Source organism: Ruegeria sp. AI2 (assembly GCF_056541275.1).
This window is the reverse complement of the sequence record NZ_JBQFYB010000001.1, coordinates 723,532-742,828: the sequence shown is the minus strand read 5'-3', so window position 1 is coordinate 742,828 and position 19,297 is coordinate 723,532. Positions and strand designations below refer to the sequence as shown.

The following is a 19,297-nucleotide window of genomic DNA, read 5'->3' as shown; positions in this document are numbered from 1 at the left end:
GAGGTTTTTCTTGACATTTCGCTTGATCTGTAATTGTTAGCGCTAACTCATATGGCTGAGATATTTGTACGGAGCGAACCATGACCCTGAAACTAGCGATCAACGGATTTGGACGGATCGGGCGCGGGGTTCTGCGCGCGGTGATGGAAAGCGGGCGTGCAGACGTTGAGATCGTCGCGATCAACGACTTGGGCAAGCCCGACATGAACGCGCATCTGTTCGAGTTTGACAGCGTTCATGGCCGTTATCCCAACCCTGTCACGCTTACAGACGCCGGTCTGGATGTGGGGCGCGGCCCGATCCGCCTGAGCAGTGAGCGTAATCCCGAAGACTTGCCCTGGTCTGACATCGACGTTGTTCTGGAATGCACCGGGGTTTTCCGCACGCGCGAAGCAGCTGAACGTCACTTCAAGAACGGGTCCCGGAAAGTCCTGATCTCAGCCCCTGCACGGGGTGACGGCGGTGTGAAAACCATCGTCTTTGGTGTCAACGATAGCGAGTTGACGGCCGAAGATCTGGTCGTTTCGAACGCATCCTGCACCACGAATTGCCTTTCTCCGGTTGCCGCAGCTCTGGACGCAGGTCTTGGTATCAAACATGGCAACATGACCACCGTTCACGCTTACACCGCCAGCCAGCCTGTGCATGACACAGTTGGAAAAGACCCCTACCTGTCGCGCGCCGCTGGACTGTCGATGATCCCCACCACAACCGGTGCAGCCGCCGCTGTGGGGCTGGTACTGCCGCAACTCAAGGGCAAACTGACGGGTCAGGCCATCCGGGTACCAACCCCGAACGTTTCGGTCGTTGATCTGGTTGCCGAGGTTTCGCGCCCAACGACCGAAGATGAGGTCAATCAACTGTTCATTGATGCCGCGGCAAAGATCCCCGGTGTTCTGGCCGCGGAAAGCCGTCCTCTGGTCTCGGTCGATTTCAACCACGACTCGCACAGCTCGACGGTGTCACTGGCAGAAACCAAAGTCACCGACGGTACGCTGGTTCGCGTGCTGGCCTGGTATGACAACGAATGGGGCTTTTCGAACCGGATGCTGGATACGGCCGCCGCGATGGGCGCCCTAGCCTAACCGCTCACGCAGTGCGGCATTGACACGGGGCGTGACGAATTTCGACACGTCTCCGTTCAAGCGGGCAATTTCTTTCACCAGTTTTGAAGCAATCGCCTGATGGCGTGCCTCGGCCATCAAAAAGACAGTCTCGATCGAGTCGTCCAGTGCGCGGTTCATACCAACCATCTGGAACTCATACTCGAAATCCGCGACAGCGCGCAAACCGCGGACGATGATCTGCGCACCGACATCCCTTGCGCAATCGATCAATAGATTTTCGAAGGGATGAGCGATAATTTCAGTGCCGGTTTGTTCAGTCAGTTCGGCGCATTCGGCCTCGATCATCGCGACGCGCTCTTCCAGCGAGAACAAGGGGCCTTTGTCCCGGTTGATAGCGACGCCAATGACCAGTTTATCCACCAATGCAGCCGCCCGGCGAATGATATCGATGTGCCCTATGGTGATAGGGTCAAAGGTTCCCGGATACAAACCAACCCGCATCACGCCCTCCTGCGCAATAAAATTTCTGCGCAAGCAAACACAACTTTGCTGCAGGTGCAAGTGATTGCTTTGGCACCCCTTGCTGTTAGTGCCCCATTATCATGCCTTCCAAGGCGTCCTTTTCCATCGCCAGTTCGGCCAGTTGGGCCTTTACCACGTCACCAAGTGTGACGATGCCGATCAGTTTACCGTCTTCGACAACCGGCATATGGCGAAAGCGCCCTTCTGTCATGCGGGCCATGATATCCTGAACAGAGGCCTGGCGCGTCGTCGTGATCAGGTCCTGCGTCATGTAAGATTTTACAGGTTGGTCGAGACAGCCACTACCGCTGGCGGCAAGCTCGCGAACGATGTCGCGTTCAGACAGAATTCCAATCGCGGTTTCTCCGCCATCGTCAGAAACAACAACCGTCCCGATCCGCTTTTCCGCAAGAATCTTCGAGGCTTCTGAAACTGTCGCCATTGGCGCCACCGTTACAACGCCGTCTGTCGCTTTGGACGTCAGGATAGCCTGTACCAACATGAAGAATTCCTCCGGAATAATAACACTTATTCCAAAGCGTTGCGCGATTGTGGCGACCTGTCAAGCACCGGCATCTGCTTCCAATCGAAGCACTTCCTCGCGAATGCCGCGCGTCAGGGCATCGGCAAAGCGGTTCAACCGTTCGTTGCGCTGATCTCCTTCATGCCGAACCAGATAGAAACTGCGCGTCAGACTCACTTGATCCGTCAGGATTTTCCGAAGTCCCGGATGGAACGGCAACGTAAAGTCATGTGCCACGCAAACGCCAGTTCCCAAACTGACCTGCCGCAATTGCACCGAGACCGAGTTCGATGCAAGCGCGACACGGTCAACCCCAATATCGTTCAGGTAATCCAGTTCGCGGTCAAAGATCATGTCGGGAATGTAACCGATCAACCGGTGCCCCTTGAGGTCAGCGACCGAGTGGATTGGTTCGTGACGTTTCAGATATTCATCGGTCGCGACCATGTGCAGTTTGTAATCACTGATTTTCTTGACCAAAAGCTGCCCTGCGGTTGGCGCGCTGACAGTAACGGCCATATCGGCCTCGCGACGGGACAGGTTGATCACCCTCGGCAGAGCCAGAATCTGAATATCCAGTTCCGGGTTTGAATCACTGATCCTGGCGCAGACCTGGGGCAACAGGTAATTTGCGCTGCCATCTGGCGCGCCGATCCGGATTTGCCCGCTGAGTGATTTCGTGGATCCCGCCACGGCTCCGGCCGCTGCGCGCATCGCCTCTTCTGCATGCAACCCATGCTCCAACAGGCGCTGCCCTGCCGGTGTCAGGACATATCCCTGCTGCGACTTGGTGAACAACGCAGAATCCAGCGTCGTTTCCAATCGCGCAACACGTCGCCCCACGGTGGCGGGATCGATTTTCAGGATACGACCAGCGGAGGAAAGACTTTCCTCGCGCGCCACGGCCAGAAAGATCCGCATATCGTCCCAGTTTGGAGTCACACCGTTTCCTTTTGCATTTTTGCAAAACTCTTTTGAGACATTGCCTCTGTTCGCGGGATTTCTGCAAGCCTATTGTGCGCACAAATCTATCGGAGGAGTTATTGATGCAAGATCTGACCCATTTCCTGAACGGCGAAATGGTCGCCGGTACATCCGGTCGTTTCGACAACGTCTACAACCCGGCTACGGGCGAGGTTCAATACAAGTGCCCGATGGCAAGTGCTGCGGAAACCACGGCGGCGATTGAGGCCGCAGCCGCTGCCCAGCCGGAATGGGGCGCAACCAACCCTCAGAAACGTGCACGTGTCATGATGGCAATGGTCGGCCTGATGAACCGCGACATGGACAAACTGGCCGAGGCACTAAGCCGCGAGCACGGCAAGACCATTCCCGACGCCAAGGGCGACTTGCAGCGTGGTCTGGAGGTGATCGAATACTGCATCGGTGCACCGCAGATGCTGAAGGGCGAGTTCACCGACAGCGCAGGCCCCGGCATCGACATGTATTCCATGCGCCAGCCGCTGGGTGTCGTGGGTTCGATCATGCCCTTTAACTTCCCTGCGATGATGCCCCTGTGGCATGTCGGTCCTGCACTGGCCTGCGGTAACGCCGTTGTTCTGAAACCGTCCGAGCGTGACCCCTCGGTTCCGCTGATGCTGGCCGAACTGTTTGTCGAAGCCGGTCTGCCCAAGGGTGTGTTCCAGGTCGTGAATGGTGACAAAGAGGCCGTTGATACGATCCTCGACAGCGAGATCATTCAGGGCGTCAGCTTTGTGGGGTCTACCCCGATCGCTCAGTATATCTACAGCCGTGCTACCGCAAACGGCAAACGCGCCCAGTGTTTTGGTGGTGCCAAGAACCACATGATCGTCATGCCCGACGCCGATCTGGATCAGGCCGCCGACGCGCTGGTCGGTGCCGGGTTTGGCGCAGCAGGCGAACGCTGCATGGCAATCTCTGTTGCGGTTCCGGTTGGTGAAGAAACCGCGGACAAGCTGATCGAAAAGCTGATCCCGCGCGTCGAAAAGCTGAAAGTGGGCCCCTACACCGCTGGTGACGATGTCGACATGGGCCCTGTAGTAACCGCCGCCGCAAAAGAGCGTATCCTTGGTCTGATCAATTCGGGTGTCGAGCAAGGCGCTAAGCTGGTCGTCGATAACCGCGACTTCAGCCTGCAAGGTTATGAAGACGGTTTCTTCGTCGGCCCGCACCTGTTTGACCACGTCACTCCGGACATGGACATCTACAAACAGGAGATCTTTGGCCCGGTTCTGTCGACTGTCCGTGCAGGTTCCTACGAAGAGGCGATCGGCCTGGCGATGGACCACGAATACGGCAACGGCACAGCGATCTTTACCCGCGACGGTGACACAGCGCGCGATTTTGCCAGCCGGATCAATATCGGCATGGTGGGTATCAACGTTCCGATCCCCGTTCCGCTGGCTTATCACACCTTCGGAGGTTGGAAAAAATCCATGTTTGGCGATCTGAACCAGCATGGCCCGGACAGCTTCAAGTTCTACACCCGCACCAAAACAGTAACCGCACGCTGGCCGTCGGGCATCAAGGAAGGTGGCGAGTTCAACTTCAAAGCCATGGACTGATTTCAGCCTGAAAAACTATGGAACCCGGCCCTATTCAGGTCCGGGTTTCTGCATTTTTCCGCCGAGCAGCGTTCAAATTCCCCACGTTCACAAGAAATTCAGGTGCGTCACTCTGGAAAATTGCGACCAATGGAAATATCTTGCCGCCAAATACACAACGAGCAGTGAATTTACCGGAGGCACCCTTGTCCCAATCCCGAATAACCCGTCGTTCCGCCCTGCTGGGCGTTGCATCCCTGATGGCGACCCCCGCCCTTGTTCGGGCCCAAAGCACGGACGCGTTTCCGGAGACAGAAGACGCGATCAGCACACAGTTACCGGTACGGCGCAATGTATCGTCCTTCGCGCAACAAAACTGGCAAGACCATTTTGATGAGCTGGGCGTTGGTTGCCTGTTGGCCGACATTACCAGCCGCGCGGTTCACTATTGGGCGCCGGATGGCACCTATAAGCTGTACCCCAGCTCTGTGCCCATGAGCGAAGAACTTACAAAACGCGGCTACACAAAAGTTGTGCGCAAGACCGAATTTCCAAGCTGGACGCCGACCGCCTCGATGCGCGAGCGTGACCCTACTCTGCCGGTGCGGATGGAAGGTGGCGATCCAGGCAACCCGCTGGGAACCCGCGCCATGTATCTGGACTGGCCTGCTTATCTCGTCCACGGCACGCACGACACGCGCAAGATCGGTCGTCAGAGCTCGTCAGGATGCATTGGCCTGTACAACCAACACGTTGAAGAATTGTATCCACTGGTTAAGGTCGGCACACAGGTTCGTTTGGTCTAATTTACCAGCTTAGAAAAGCAAAAGCCCCGGTCATACGCCGGGGCTTTGATTTCTTGAGGAGCAGAGCATCATTCCGGCAGGATAACAGCGTCAACCACGTGGATCACGCCATTGCTGGCTTCGATATCTGCCTGTATGACCTTGGCGTCATTCACTTTGACGCCGTTTTTGGCATTCACGCTCAGCCGATCACCCTGTACAGTCAGAACCTTCGCGCGCTTGCCAGCTATGTCGCCGGACATCACCTTGGCTGGTACAACATGGTACGTAAGGATTGACACGAGTTGATCTTTGTTCTCCGGCAACAACAACGTTTCCACCGTGCCTTCGGGTAAAGCGGCAAACGCTTCGTCTGTTGGGGCAAAGACGGTGAATGGACCTTTTCCTTTCAGGGTATCTACCAAACCTGCAGCTTGAACTGCGGCAACCAACGTGTTGAACGATCCGGCCGCTACAGCGGTATCAACGATATCCGCAGCCTGCGCCTTGACCGGCATGGCAAATGCAAATGCGGCGGCGGCACCCATAAAAGTACGACGAAACATGGCTGTCTTCTCCTCTCCAGCTTGTTATGGAAAGGGGTACGGGGCTATCGTCACGCCGGATCAGTCTGAATTCATTTTTCTTTTAGCTGTACCCAGATGCTTTGAGCGCGCCCTTCAGCCAAAAAGGGGAAATTGGCGACGGCATCGGGTCGATCCTGTTGCAGGTAATATCCCGGCCAAAGCATTGAATATGCGCCAGATTGCAGCAAAGCGTGCAACATGTACTGCTCGCCCCAACCCGGACAGTCATAAAAGAACCGCTTGGGGTATTCGTAGGGCAGAAAAACATCGTGCACATGGATCACCACTCCGGGCTTCAGTGTCGGAATGATGCGGCAGAACAAGTGCGCGACGTCGTTGCTCATCCGAACAACATGGCTGGAGTCGATGAACAGAATGTCGCCGGCTTCCAGCTCTGAAAACAGCGCCGGGTCGGCGTCCTCCAGCCGTTTTTGTTCGAACCGATCAACAACTTGGGCGATGTCAGCGCGGGGATACGGATCAATTGCCGTAATTGTGGTGTCAAACCCGCCATCAATGACTGCCTGCCGGGTTACTCTGGTCGAATTTCCGCATCCAACCTCAATCACCCGCCGGGGTTGAAAGCGTCGGATCATCAGATACAAGGCATCCGCGTCGGGGCTGTCGTAATAGCCGTTTCCAGCACGATAGCCGGTCTGATTGCGCTCAGGATCCTTCAGCGCGTCCAGCGCATGCTTATGCGCGGCGTATTCACTGACCAGTTGCGAAATATCAAACCCATCCATTCCCGGCGACAAAGCATAGACGGGGCGCGTCAGACCTCCGGCAGCCTCAAAAGCTTCCAGGCGTGTGCGCTCATCCTGTTCAGTGACCTTGTCGACCAGTTTCACACCCAGCTCATCCAGGGCGGCGTTGATCTGCGGGAATTTTCTGGGTTTCAAGTCGCTGGCTCCGTGGTCTTTGCTGCGTTATTCCATACCTTTGCTAGTCGTTCCTCTGCAAGGACAAGCCGGGCAAACCCTTGGCAAAAAGAAAATTTCCGTATTCACTGATCAAAATAACTACCGCGAGGGCCGCCATGCAGCAGGAATTCACGATCGGGATCGAAGAAGAATACCTTCTTGTAGATCGCGACAGCCTCCAATTGTCCGAAGCTCCCGAAGCGCTGATGGAAGCCTGTCAGAATGATTTCGAAGGACAGGTCAGCCCCGAATTCCTGCAATGTCAGATAGAAGTCGGCACCCGCCCGCATGCGACCGTTGCTTCGGCGCGCGAGGACCTGAAACGCCTGCGCTCCTGTGTATCGGAACGGGCTGCCGATTATAACCTGTCACCAATAGCCGTGTCGTGCCACCCTTTTGCGAACTGGAAGGATCAGCATCACACCCGAAAGGAACGCTATGATGCGCTGCAACACGCGCTTGGGGGCGTGGCCCGCCGGATGTTGATCTGCGGCATGCATGTTCATGTCGGGGTCGAAGACCAAGCCTTGCGTTCTGATCTGATGCCACAATTGTCTTACTTCCTGCCGCATCTTCTGGCGTTGTCAACGTCCTCGCCTTTCTGGAACGGCGAAGATACGGGCCTGTCGTCGTACCGTCTGACCGTCTTTGACAATCTGCCACGTACCGGTCTGCCACCGGTCTTTGCAAGCTGGGGCGAATATGAACGCACCACGGGTATTTTGATTGAACTTGGGGTCATCGAAGATACCACTAAGATCTGGTGGGACCTGCGCCCCTCGCATCGCTTTCCAACGCTTGAAACGCGGATTATGGATGTCCAACCAAGGTTGGAACACACGCTTTCACTGGCCGCCCTTGTTCAGGCGTTAACCAGAATGTTGTGCCGCTTGAAAGATCGCAACTTGCGCTGGCGGCAATACGATCGCTTTCTGATAGGTGAAAACCGCTGGCGCGCGCAGCGATATGGTGTGGGCGAAGGATTGATCGATTTCGGCGATCGCTCGATCAAACCCATGTCCGACCTGATCGGTGATCTGATGGGATTGCTGGCCGAAGATGCCGAGGCACTGGGCACAATGTCGGAACTGGCCCGCCTGCGGCAGATCGCCGAATACGGCACCTCGGCCACACGCCAGCGCCGCGTTCATGCCGAGGCTTCCGCGCGCGGGGAAGATCCCGGCAAGGCCGTCGTGCGCCACCTGATCGAAGAGTTCCACGCGGATCTTTAGACACTGGCGACAACAGTCCCCTGCCCAGAGCCATTGTTGAGCCTGCAAAATTTCTGTAAGAATTCAGAAATAAACAACCGTTCAATTCATTGCCGATGGGAGGGAGCGCCATGGATTTCGCACTCAGCGAGGAACAAACAGCCATTTTCGACATGGCACATGCCTTTGGGCAGGAACATATCGCCCCTTTTGCCCGGCAATGGGAGGCTGATGGAACGATCCCCAAAACCTTATGGCCCCAAATCGGAGAGCTTGGCTTCGGTGCCCTTTACGTGTCCGAGGCCAGCGGTGGGTCAAACCTGACCCGTCTGGATGCAACTCTGGTTTTTGAGGCCCTATCGATGGCCTGCCCGTCGGTCGCGGCGTTCCTGTCGATCCATAATATGTGCGCCAAGATGCTCGACAACTTTGCCGACGATGGCCTCAAGGCGCGCATCATGCCCGATGTTCTAAGCTTGAAAACTGTGTTGAGTTATTGCTTGACCGAGCCCGGTTCTGGATCGGATGCGGCAGCGCTGAAAACACGCGCCGAACGGACCAACGAAGGCTATACGCTGAACGGAACAAAGGCCTTCATTTCAGGCGGCGGATATTCCGACGCTTACGTCTGTATGGTGCGTACTGGCCAGGACGGGCCCAAAGGGATTTCGACCGTTTACGTTGAAGACGGCACGCCCGGCCTCAGCTTTGGCGCGCTCGAGCAGAAGATGGGCTGGAAAAGCCAACCCACCGCGCAAGTTCAGTTCGACGATTGCAAGATACCGGCCGGAAACCTTGTGGGCGCGGAAGGTGACGGATTCAAATACGCGATGATGGGGTTGGATGGCGGGCGGCTTAACATCTCGGCCTGCTCGCTTGGCGCCGCTCAGGCCGGGCTGGATATGACGCTGCAATACATGTCCGAACGAAAGGCTTTTGGCCAGTCCATCGACCAGTTTCAGGCCCTTCAATTCCGTCTGGCGGATATGGAGATCGAATTGCAGGCCGCGCGTACGTTCCTTCGGCAGGCAGCCTGGAAGCTGGATCAGGGCGCGCCGGATGCCACGAAGTTCTGCGCCATGGCCAAGAAGTTCGTTACCGAGACTGGATCGAAAGTTGTGGACCAGTGCCTGCAATTGCATGGCGGTTATGGCTATCTTGCGGATTACGGCATCGAAAAGCTTGTGCGTGATCTTCGTGTGCACCAGATATTGGAAGGCACGAACGAGATCATGCGTGTGATTGTATCACGCCAATTGCTTGCCAATCGCTGAGGCACCCATGTCAGATATCGATATCCGCACCACAGGCCGTGCCGGGCGTATCACCCTGACCCGTCCTCATGCGCTGAACGCGATGACCTATGACATGTGCATGGCTATCGACACAGCGCTGCGCAACTGGCGCGAGGACGATCAGATTGACCTGATCATCCTGGACGCCGAAGGGGAAAAGGCCTTCTGCGCGGGCGGTGATATTGCTGAACTTTATGAAACCGGCACCAAGGGTGATTTTTCTTACGGTCAGATATTCTGGCGTGACGAATACTGTCTGAATGCTCTGATCTTCGAATATCCAAAACCGGTCATCAGCTTTCTTCAGGGGTTCGCGATGGGCGGCGGTGTTGGCATCGGATGCCATGGCAGCCATCGCGTTGTGGGAGAAAGCGCAAAGATTGCCATGCCAGAATGCTCCATCGGACTGGTGCCGGATGTCGGCGGCTCGTTGATGCTGGCCCTTGCACCTGGACGCACGGGTGAGTTTCTGGGAACAACGGGCTATCGGATGGGGCCTGCGGATGCGATCTATGCCGGGTTTGCCGACCTTTTCATCCCGCAATCACAATGGTCCGATCTGATCGAGTTGCTCGAAGCCTCTGGAAACGCTGAGCTGTTGGCTGACCACGCCGATACACCGACTGATGGTGAATTGGTGAACTTGCAGGCCCAAATCGATCAGCATTTTTCCGGTGAAACCCTTGGCGACGTTCTGAACAGTCTGCGCAGCGACGACAGTGAGTTTTCGGCGAAAACTCTGGGCATGCTGAGGAAAAACGCGCCGCTTTCCGTGGCTTGCACAATCGAGATTCTTCATCGCCTGCGCTCCCCTTCTCTGACCATACGCCGAGCTCTGGAGATGGAGTATCGTTTCACCCACCGCGCGATGGAGCATGGCGATTTTCTGGAAGGCATCCGCGCGCAGATCATCGACAAGGATCGCAATCCGAACTGGCAGTTTCCTGACATGAACGTCCCTCTGGTGGCCGTGTCGAAAATGCTGCAGCCACTGGGTGCGGACGCCCTGACTTTCGAAGAGGATTAAGAGATGCAAATCGGTTTCATCGGACTGGGAAACATGGGCGCGCCAATGGCGGCCAATCTTGCAAAAGCCGGTCATCAGGTTATTGGCTTTGACACAGCAGGCGTGACGGTTGAAGGGGTAACTCAGGCCGCAACCGCTTCGGAAGCTGTTGCAACGGCCGATGCTGTCATCACGATGCTGCCAAACGGTGCGATTCTGAGGGCCGTTGCCGATCAGATCATTCCCGCAATGACACTAGGTGCTGTGCTGATCGATTGCTCGACAGTTGATGTGGAAAGCGCTCGTGCAGTTGCCGATAAGGCCATCAACGCCGGACTGTTGTCCGTAGACGCGCCGGTTTCAGGCGGCATCGGTGGTGCTGCGGCTGGCACGCTGACCTTTATGGCTGGCGGATCAGAAGCCGCGTTTGCCAAGGCATCCCCTCTGTTCGACATCATGGGGCAGAAAGCTGTTCACTGTGGTGAGGCCGGTTCCGGTCAGGCTGCCAAGATCTGCAATAACATGATCCTTGGTGTCACCATGATTGCAACCTGTGAAGCCTTCGCATTGGCCGACAAGCTGGGTCTGGACCGGCAAAAGATGTTTGACGTGGTAAGTACGTCGTCCGGATACAGCTGGACGATGAACGCCTATTGCCCTGCCCCCGGTGTCGGCCCGCAAAGCCCTGCGGACAATGGGTACGCCCCCGGATTCGCGGCCGAACTGATGCTGAAGGACTTGCGCCTCAGCCAGCAGGCGGCAGAGAGTGCAGATGCAGATACACCGATGGGTCAGGTGGCCACCGCGCTTTATGAGCAATTTGTCGAGAACGAAGATGGCAAGGGACGCGATTTCAGTGCCATGCTGCCACGGTTCGAAAAGCGCGGGCGTGACTAAGACAACTGGCGGCATCTTGCCCAACGATTTGACAGATGTTGGGCAAGCGACCATCTAGGCAGTCATGAACAAAAGGCCCCGGCTGGCCAAATCGCAAAGGAAGGCGACATGACGAGATTTTTGGTGACGACGGCAACTCTGGCGGCTTTGGCCCTTTCCCCGGTTGCCGCGGTTGCAAAAAATAAGGCCGGGCATTGCCCTCCTGGTCTGGCCAAGAAATCCGTTCCCTGTGTGCCCCCGGGTCAGGCAAAGAAAATCTATCGCGATGGTGACTTCATTACCAACGACTACCGCTGGATCAATGACCCCTATCGCTATGGGTTGAACCGAAACTACTCATATGTCCGTGCAGGTGACTACGTGTACCGGGTCGACCCCGAGACACGCAAAGTATTGAACCTGATTGGTGCGATCGCAGATATCCTGAACTGAGGCCGCGTCTGGGCACTTATTCTGCCGCGACGCGCGTCCCTTTCAGCATCGGCTTCAGGTATCGCCCGGTGTGGCTGCGTTCAACATCGGCTATGTCTTCCGGTGTTCCAGTGGCGACGATTTCGCCACCGCCATCACCACCTTCGGGTCCAATGTCGATGATATGATCCGCTGTTTTAACCACGTCCAGATTATGCTCAATCACCACGACCGTATTGCCTTGATCGACAAGTTCGTGCAGCACTTCCAACAGCTTGCGCACATCTTCGAAATGCAGACCTGTTGTCGGTTCGTCGAGAATATAGAGCGTACGTCCGGTTGAACGCTTCGACAGCTCTTTGGACAGCTTTACCCGCTGCGCCTCGCCACCTGACAACGTCGTGGCTTGTTGACCCACCTTGATATAGCCAAGACCCACACGCGCAAGGGCGTCCATCTTGTCCCGGATTGAGGGCACGGCCTTGAAGAACTCCTGCGCATCTTCCACTGTCATATCAAGCACATCCGCGATGGATTTGCCCTTGAACTTGATCTCAAGCGTCTCGCGGTTGTACCGCGCCCCCTTGCAGGTTTCGCAAGTCACGTAGACGTCAGGCAGAAAGTGCATCTCGATCTTGATGACACCATCACCCTGACATGCCTCACACCGCCCGCCTTTGACGTTAAAGCTGAAGCGACCGGGTTTGTACCCGCGTGCCTTAGCCTCGGGCAGGCCGGCAAACCAATCTCGGATCGGGGTGAAGGCCCCGGTGTAAGTCGCCGGGTTTGAACGCGGCGTTCGCCCAATGGGGCGCTGGTCGATGTCGATGACCTTATCGAGGTGTTCCAGCCCCTTGATGGTTTCACAGGGTGCTGGTGTCTGACGTGCCCCGTTCAGCCGCATTGACGCGGTTTTGAACAATGTCTCAATCGTGAGGGTGGATTTACCCCCGCCCGACACACCTGTGACGCAAACGAATTTGCCCAAGGGGAATTCGGCTGTGACATTCTTCAAGTTGTTGCCCGTGGCTTTGACCACCGTGACTTTCTGCTTTTTGCCTTTACGGCGCTGCACCGGAACCGCGATTTCACGCGTTCCCGCAAGGTACTGCCCAGTAATAGAGGCCGCATCTGCCGCGACTTCCGCAGGCGTTCCGTGACTGACCACCTGCCCGCCATGTACGCCTGCCCCCGGACCGATGTCGAAAACATAGTCAGCTTCGCGGATGGCTTCCTCGTCATGTTCTACAACGATCACCGTATTGCCCTGATCCCTCAGGTTCTTGAGCGTACCCAGAAGCCTGTCATTGTCACGCTGATGCAGTCCGATCGAAGGCTCATCCAGCACATAGAGGACCCCGGTCAGCCCCGAGCCGATCTGACTGGCCAGACGAATACGCTGGCTTTCGCCACCCGACAGTGTTCCGCTTGAACGGGACAGCGTAAGGTATTCCAAACCAACGTTATTCAGGAAACCAAGTCGCTCGCGAATTTCCTTGAGGATGGCGCGGGCAATTTCGTTTTTCTGGGCGCTCAGGTGGTTGGGCGCATCTTCGATCCACGCCAAAGCCTCACGGATCGACATCTGAACCACCTGCCCCACGTGCAGCCCGGCGATCTTAACCGCCAGCGCTTCGGCCCGCAGCCTGTAGCCTTCGCAGGCGCCGCAGGGGCGATTGTTTTGATATCGTTCAAATTCCTCACGAATCCACGCGCTGTCAGTTTCGCGGTACCGCCGTTCCATATTCGGGATCACGCCTTCAAAACTGCGGGTCACTTGATAGACGCGCCCGCCTTCGTCGTACCGGAACTGAATTTCATCATCCCCGGACCCACGCAGAAAGACCTCCTGCACATTTTTCGGCAGGTCTTTCCAGGGCGTGTTCTTGTCAAACTCGTAATGGCGCGCGATGGACTCGATGGTTTGCAGGAAATATGGTGATTTGCCCTTGCGCCACGGGGCCAAAGCACCATCGTAGAGTTTCAGCGTCTGGTCCGGCACCACCAAGCGTTCATCGAAAAACAACTCGACCCCAAGACCGTCACAATCCGGGCAGGCACCGAATGGCGCGTTGAACGAAAACAGGCGTGGTTCGATTTCGGGAATGGTGAAACCGCTGACCGGGCAGGCAAAATTCTCGCTGAATGTGATGCGTTCCGGATCACCTTCACGCGGGGCAGTTTCCAAAATGGCAATCCCGTCCGCCAAGTCCAGAGCGGTGCGCAGGCTGTCGGCCAGGCGCGTTTCCATTCCTTCCCGTACAACCAGTCTATCAACAACCACATCGATATCGTGACGGAATTTCTTATCCAATACAGGCGGTTGATCCAGTTCGTAGAACTCTCCGTCCACCTTGACGCGTTGGAAACCCTGTTTGCGCAGCTCCAGGAATTCTTTTTTGTACTCACCCTTCCGGTCGCGCACGATGGGGGCCAGAAGATAGCCGCGCGTGCCGTCTTCCATTGCCATGATCCGGTCGACCATGTCCTGCACTTGCTGCGCCTCAATCGGTTGCCCGGTGGCTGGGCTGTAGGGCGTTCCGGCGCGGGCAAACAGCAGACGCAGATAGTCATAGATTTCGGTTACCGTGCCCACAGTTGAACGCGGGTTCTTGGACGTCGTCTTTTGTTCAATCGAAATTGCCGGAGACAGGCCGCTGATATGGTCGACATCCGGCTTTTCCATCATATCCAGGAACTGCCGGGCATAGGCCGAAAGGCTTTCGACATACCGGCGCTGGCCTTCTGCATAGATGGTGTCAAATGCCAATGAAGACTTCCCCGAACCCGACAGTCCGGTGATGACCACCAACTGATCCCGAGGGATATCAACGTCTATACCTTTGAGGTTATGTTCGCGCGCGCCGCGCACCTCGATATTCTTCAGCTCAGCCATATGCGGCCCCCAACAAACAAGTGGTTAAGAGATAGGCGAGCCAGACCAAGACTCCAACAGAAAAGTTAGAACATTTAGTGAACAGTCGAAATTTCGCCGATTAGAACCTGCAATGATCAATGGATTGGAAAAGGTGCCCGTAAAGGCGCAACCGTTGATCTGATTAAGGAGGAAAATGGCGCGGTTGACGGGGCTCGAACCCGCGACCCCCGGCGTGACAGGCCGGTACTCTAACCAACTGAGCTACAACCGCGCATCTATTTTCGTGGCCTTTTGCCTGGACCAAGGATGGCAGCGATGGCGCGGTTGACGGGGCTCGAACCCGCGACCCCCGGCGTGACAGGCCGGTACTCTAACCAACTGAGCTACAACCGCCCGCTGCATGTTCATTGCTGAACGTTTGGGTGTATTATGGCTACGCTCGGGCAGCGTCAAGCGGCGTTTTCAAGTTTTTTGCCAGATTCCAGATTTTTGTATACGGCGCGATTTTTTGCGGATGCCGCGGGTTCTATTTCCCTTGCAGCCAACCTTCGGGAAAGATATCACCCCGTCCCATGGGTGATTAGCTCAGTGGTAGAGCGCTTCGTTCACATCGAAGATGTCAGCGGTTCAAATCCGTTATCACCCACCATTTTCCAGATCACACCGATGCCCAAAATGAAACGCTGGTTTCATGCAGCGTCTTGGCGCTGCATGGCGCGGTCTTCACTACATCCCTCAACAAAAAAGGCGAAGCTATTGCTTCGCCTTTTTTTGATTTACCAAAGACTTAATGCGCGGTCGCGGAAGGTCCGGTATTACCGGGCGACGCGGCCGCCGCTGCTGCGGCCTCTTCCGCGGCTTCGTCCCATTCGATCGGTTCCGGTTTACGCACCAAAGCATGTTCCAGAACTTCCGAGACATGTTTGACCGGGATGATCTTCAGCCCTTCTTTGACGTTGTCCGGGATATCCGCCAGATCCTTTTCATTCTCTTCCGGGATCAAAACGGTCTTTATCCCACCACGCAGCGCGGCCAGCAGTTTTTCTTTCAACCCACCAATCGGCATCGCATTCCCGCGCAGTGAGACTTCGCCGGTCATAGCAATGTCTTTCCGAACGGGAATACCGGTCAAAACCGATACAATCGACGTGACCATGGCCAGACCAGCCGATGGGCCATCCTTGGGTGTCGCGCCATCCGGCACGTGAACGTGAATGTCGATCTTGTCAAACTGCGGCGGCTTTACCCCGATCTGAGGTGAAATCGAACGCACATAGGACGAAGCGGCGTCGATGGATTCCTTCATCACATCGCCCAGCTTACCGGTCGTCTTCATCCGCCCTTTGCCGGGCAGTTTCAACGCTTCGATATGCAACAGGTCGCCACCCACTGACGTCCAGGCAAGACCGGTGACAACACCAACCTGATCGTCCTGCTCGGCCAGGCCATAACGGAATTTCGGCACACCCAGGAAATCTTGCAGGTTTTCGGGTGTGACCTTAACGGTTTCCGCGTCCTTCTTAATGATCTTGGTCAGCGATTTGCGCGCAACCTTGGCGATTTCACGTTCAAGGTTCCGTACGCCCGCCTCACGGGTATAGGTGCGGATGATCTTCTGCAGCGCTTCGTCGGTCAGCTCGAACTCCTTGGCTTTCAAACCATGGTTCTTGACCTGTTTGCTGATCAGGTGCTGCTTGGCGATCTCACGCTTTTCGTCCTCGGTGTAACCGGCCAACGGGATGATCTCCATCCGGTCAAGCAGAGGCCCGGGCATGTTGTAGCTGTTCGACGTGGTCAGGAACATCACGTTGGACAGGTCATATTCAACCTCAAGATAATGGTCCATGAACGTGTTGTTCTGTTCGGGGTCCAGCACCTCAAGCATCGCTGATGCCGGGTCACCCCGGAAATCTTGCCCCATCTTGTCGATTTCATCCAACAAAATCAGCGGGTTCGTGGTTTTCGCCTTCTTCAACGCCTGGATGATCTTGCCGGGCATCGAGCCAATATAAGTCCGACGATGGCCCCGGATCTCGGATTCGTCGCGTACGCCACCCAGTGAGATGCGAATGAACTCGCGCCCGGTTGCCTTCGCAACCGACTTACCCAGCGATGTTTTACCAACGCCCGGAGGGCCGACAAGGCACAGAATCGGCCCTTTCAGCTTTTTCGAACGTTGTTGAACAGCAAGGTATTCAACGATCCGTTCCTTGACCTTCTCAAGCCCATAATGGTCGGCGTCCAGAATCTCCTGCGCGCGGCCCAAATCCTTTTTGACACGGGATTTGGTGCCCCAAGGCAGAGCAAGAATCCAATCCAGATAGTTGCGCACAACTGTGGCTTCGGCCGACATGGGCGACATGTTCTTGAGCTTCTTAAGCTCACCCTCGGCCTTTTCCCGCGCTTCTTTCGACAGCTTGGTCTCGGCGATTTTGGCTTCCAGTTCAGCAACTTCGTTGCTGCCGTCCTCACCATCGCCAAGTTCCTTCTGAATGGCCTTCATCTGCTCATTCAGATAATATTCACGCTGCGTCTTCTCCATCTGGGATTTGACGCGGGTCTTGATCTTCTTCTCGACCTGCAGAACAGACATCTCGCCCTGCATCAGGCCATAGACCTTCTCAAGCCGCTCGCTGACGCTGAGAGTTTCCAGAAGCTCCTGCTTTTGTTCGACTTCGATGCCCAGATGCCCCGACACAAGGTCGGCCAGCTTCGCAGGCTCGGTTGTATCGCCCACTGCGGTCAGTGCCTCTTCGGGGATGTTCTTGCGCACTTTGGCGTAACGCTCGAACTCGTCCGCGACAGTGCGCAACAGTGCTTCGGTCGTGGTGACGTCGCCGGGAATTTCGGTCAGGTATTCCGCGCGGGCTTCGAAGAACTCTTCGTTCTCCAGAAACTCGGTGATCTGAACGCGCGCCTGCCCTTCGACCAGCACTTTTACCGTGCCATCGGGCAGCTTCAGCAGTTGCAGCACATTTGCCAGAACGCCGGTGCGGTAGATGCCTTCTTCATCCGGATCGTCAACGCCGGGATCGATCTGGCTGGACAACAGAATTTGCTTGTCATCCTGCATCACCTCTTCCAGCGCGCGGACCGATTTGTCACGGCCTACGAAAAGCGGCACGATCATATGTGGGAACACCACAATATCGCGCAGCGGCAGGACGGGGTAGGAGGAATTCAGAGGCTCTTGCATGCTCTATCCTTATCATTGGCAAGACGGCACTTGTCCCTCATCGAGGCAACATTTGACCGTCTCCTGTCTTGGACGATAAAGGTGGGGCCTCATCGCCCATTTTCAACCTTATCGCCATGTATCACCAATCAGAATGAACCGAGGTTTGGCGGACTGCAAGGCGTGCCGGGAACATATCCACCAAAATAGTAGAATACACCCTGCTCTTGCGCGATCAGTCGCCAGAAAACAGCCCGGCTGTGCAGAACTGGCCGTTTTCGCCTTGGAGGCGGCAAAACATCACAGCGGTTCGATATCCCCCTGCGCGCGCTGCGCGTGGAAATCGGCTTGCCAGACTTCGAACGCACCCGCGGCAATCGCGTCGCGCATGTCGGCCATGATCTCCTGAAAATAATGCAGGTTATGCCATGTCAGCAACATGCCGGAAATCATCTCATTCGCACGGAACACGTGGTGCAGGTAAGCGCGGGAATAATTCGAACAGGCTGGGCAAGTGCACTGCGCGTCCAGCGGGCGCGGATCATCTGCGTGACGGGCATTCTTGATGTTCACCACGCCGTAGCGGGTGAAAACCTGCCCTGTACGCCCGGACCGCGAGGGCAACACGCAATCCATCATATCGATCCCGCGGGCAACAGCACCGACGATATCGTCGGGCTTGCCAACGCCCATCAGATAGCGCGGCTTGTCCGATGGCAGGAAATCGGGGGCATAGTCGAGGCAAGAGAACATGGCCTCCTGCCCTTCGCCGACGGCCAGGCCACCAACCGCATAGCCTTCGAAACCAATAGATTTCAACGCCTTGGCGCTTTCTTCTCGCAGATCTTTTTCAAGCCCACCCTGCATGATGCCAAACAGCGCATGCCCCGGACGATCGCCAAACGCATCGCGCGACCGTTCGGCCCAACGCATCGACAGGCGCATCGACTCGGCAATGCGGTCACGATCCGCTGGCAGCGCAGGGCATTCATCGAAACACATGACAATGTCCGAGCCCAACAGGCGCTGGATCTCCATCGACCGTTCCGGTGTCAATTCGTGCTTTGACCCGTCAATATGGGATTTGAAGGTCACGCCCTTTTCAGTCAGCTTGCGCAAACCGGCCAGCGACATGACCTGAAATCCGCCGGAATCTGTCAGAATGGGCCGATCCCAGTTCATGAATTTGTGCAGTCCACCCAGTCGATCAATACGCTCGGCGGTCGGACGCAGCATCAGGTGATAGGTGTTCCCCAGCAGGATGTCTGCCCCCGTCGCGCGAACGCTTTCCGGCATCATCGCCTTGACCGTTGCCGCAGTGCCAACCGGCATAAAGGCAGGCGTTCGCACGTCGCCGCGCGGTGTGCTGATCACACCGGTCCGGGCTTTGCCGTCTGTGGCTTTCAGATCAAAAGTAAACTGTTGGGTCATGTCATCGCCTCGGGTCGCCGAACCGGGCAGGCTTTGCCCGATCCGGTCGGTCTTTGCAACC

The 19,297-nt window shown here is 56.3% G+C and carries 16 protein-coding genes and 3 tRNA genes; 9 read left to right on the top strand and 10 right to left on the bottom strand.

Annotated elements, in window-relative coordinates:
* The first annotated feature begins 80 nt into the window (after positions 1 to 80).
* Complete coding sequence (gap, locus tag ACR0LL_RS03655) at positions 81 to 1,085, top strand: type I glyceraldehyde-3-phosphate dehydrogenase (protein WP_480584082.1); 1,005 nt, start codon at positions 81 to 83, stop codon at positions 1,083 to 1,085.
* Here gap and coaD read toward each other — a convergent pair.
* The 3 genes from coaD to ACR0LL_RS03640 form a co-directional block, all read right to left on the bottom strand.
* Positions 1,077 to 1,568, bottom strand: coding sequence for a pantetheine-phosphate adenylyltransferase (gene coaD / locus ACR0LL_RS03650; RefSeq protein WP_209596116.1), 492 nt, complete (start codon positions 1,566 to 1,568; stop codon positions 1,077 to 1,079). The genes gap and coaD overlap by 9 nt on opposite strands.
* Before the next feature lie 85 nt (positions 1,569 to 1,653).
* The gene (locus ACR0LL_RS03645; RefSeq protein ID WP_267363439.1) at positions 1,654 to 2,091 is read right to left on the bottom strand and encodes a CBS domain-containing protein; all 438 of its coding nucleotides are present in this window, start codon (positions 2,089 to 2,091) and stop codon (positions 1,654 to 1,656) included.
* A 60-nt stretch (positions 2,092 to 2,151) separates the two neighbouring features.
* Positions 2,152 to 3,033, bottom strand: coding sequence for a LysR family transcriptional regulator (locus ACR0LL_RS03640; protein ID WP_480585256.1), 882 nt, complete (start codon positions 3,031 to 3,033; stop codon positions 2,152 to 2,154).
* Positions 3,034 to 3,158: 125 nt separating this feature from the next.
* Here ACR0LL_RS03640 and ACR0LL_RS03635 point away from each other — a divergent pair, with 125 nt between their 5' ends.
* Positions 3,159 to 4,658 (top strand): CoA-acylating methylmalonate-semialdehyde dehydrogenase, encoded by a 1,500-nt coding sequence (locus ACR0LL_RS03635; protein ID WP_209596112.1) that lies wholly within the window; start codon positions 3,159 to 3,161, stop codon positions 4,656 to 4,658.
* Between the two features lie 239 nt (positions 4,659 to 4,897).
* The gene (locus ACR0LL_RS03630) at positions 4,898 to 5,443 is read left to right on the top strand and encodes a L,D-transpeptidase (protein ID WP_480585253.1); all 546 of its coding nucleotides are present in this window, start codon (positions 4,898 to 4,900) and stop codon (positions 5,441 to 5,443) included.
* Between the two features lie 68 nt (positions 5,444 to 5,511).
* Here ACR0LL_RS03630 and ACR0LL_RS03625 read toward each other — a convergent pair whose 3' ends face one another.
* Positions 5,512 to 5,988: a fasciclin domain-containing protein gene (locus tag ACR0LL_RS03625; RefSeq protein ID WP_480485754.1), complete on the bottom strand. Its 477-nt coding sequence runs from the start codon at positions 5,986 to 5,988 to the stop codon at positions 5,512 to 5,514.
* A gap of 71 nt (positions 5,989 to 6,059) precedes the next feature.
* Positions 6,060 to 6,911, bottom strand: coding sequence for a class I SAM-dependent methyltransferase (locus tag ACR0LL_RS03620; protein WP_480584079.1), 852 nt, complete (start codon positions 6,909 to 6,911; stop codon positions 6,060 to 6,062).
* A 137-nt stretch (positions 6,912 to 7,048) separates the two neighbouring features.
* Here ACR0LL_RS03620 and ACR0LL_RS03615 point away from each other — a divergent pair, with 137 nt between their 5' ends.
* The 5 genes from ACR0LL_RS03615 (at position 7,049) to ACR0LL_RS03595 (ending at position 11,773) form a co-directional block, all read left to right on the top strand.
* A complete protein-coding gene (locus ACR0LL_RS03615; RefSeq protein WP_480584076.1) occupies positions 7,049 to 8,164 on the top strand; it encodes a carboxylate-amine ligase in 1,116 nt (371 codons plus the stop codon).
* 110 nt (positions 8,165 to 8,274) lie between these two features.
* On the top strand, positions 8,275 to 9,417 hold the full coding sequence (locus ACR0LL_RS03610) for an acyl-CoA dehydrogenase family protein (RefSeq protein WP_480584073.1): 1,143 nt from the start codon (positions 8,275 to 8,277) through the stop codon (positions 9,415 to 9,417).
* Between the two features lie 7 nt (positions 9,418 to 9,424).
* Positions 9,425 to 10,465, top strand: a complete 1,041-nt coding sequence (locus ACR0LL_RS03605; protein ID WP_480584070.1) for a 3-hydroxyisobutyryl-CoA hydrolase — start codon at positions 9,425 to 9,427, stop codon at positions 10,463 to 10,465.
* A gap of 3 nt (positions 10,466 to 10,468) precedes the next feature.
* A complete protein-coding gene (gene mmsB / locus ACR0LL_RS03600; RefSeq protein ID WP_480584067.1) occupies positions 10,469 to 11,341 on the top strand; it encodes a 3-hydroxyisobutyrate dehydrogenase in 873 nt (290 codons plus the stop codon).
* A gap of 108 nt (positions 11,342 to 11,449) precedes the next feature.
* A complete protein-coding gene (locus ACR0LL_RS03595) occupies positions 11,450 to 11,773 on the top strand; it encodes a hypothetical protein (RefSeq protein ID WP_209504052.1) in 324 nt (107 codons plus the stop codon).
* Between the two features lie 16 nt (positions 11,774 to 11,789).
* Here the strand turns inward: ACR0LL_RS03595 and uvrA are convergent, their stop codons facing one another.
* The 3 genes from uvrA to ACR0LL_RS03580 all read right to left on the bottom strand — a co-directional run bounded on the left by uvrA (position 11,790) and on the right by ACR0LL_RS03580 (position 15,023).
* Positions 11,790 to 14,648 carry an excinuclease ABC subunit UvrA gene (gene uvrA / locus ACR0LL_RS03590; RefSeq protein ID WP_480584064.1) on the bottom strand — a complete coding sequence of 953 codons (2,859 nt, stop codon included), beginning with the start codon at positions 14,646 to 14,648 and terminating at the stop codon, positions 11,790 to 11,792.
* A gap of 176 nt (positions 14,649 to 14,824) precedes the next feature.
* Positions 14,825 to 14,901, bottom strand: a tRNA-Asp gene (locus ACR0LL_RS03585).
* A 45-nt stretch (positions 14,902 to 14,946) separates the two neighbouring features.
* Positions 14,947 to 15,023 (bottom strand) — tRNA-Asp (locus ACR0LL_RS03580).
* A gap of 181 nt (positions 15,024 to 15,204) precedes the next feature.
* Between ACR0LL_RS03580 and ACR0LL_RS03575 the strand changes: the two genes are divergently transcribed.
* Positions 15,205 to 15,279: transfer RNA gene (locus tag ACR0LL_RS03575), tRNA-Val, on the top strand.
* 138 nt (positions 15,280 to 15,417) lie between these two features.
* Here the strand turns inward: ACR0LL_RS03575 and lon are convergent.
* Positions 15,418 to 17,826, bottom strand: coding sequence for an endopeptidase La (gene lon, locus ACR0LL_RS03570; protein ID WP_480537778.1), 2,409 nt, complete (start codon positions 17,824 to 17,826; stop codon positions 15,418 to 15,420).
* 279 nt (positions 17,827 to 18,105) lie between these two features.
* A complete protein-coding gene (tgt, locus tag ACR0LL_RS03565) occupies positions 18,106 to 19,236 on the bottom strand; it encodes a tRNA guanosine(34) transglycosylase Tgt (protein WP_480584062.1) in 1,131 nt (376 codons plus the stop codon).
* Positions 19,237 to 19,297 lie beyond the last annotated feature (61 nt).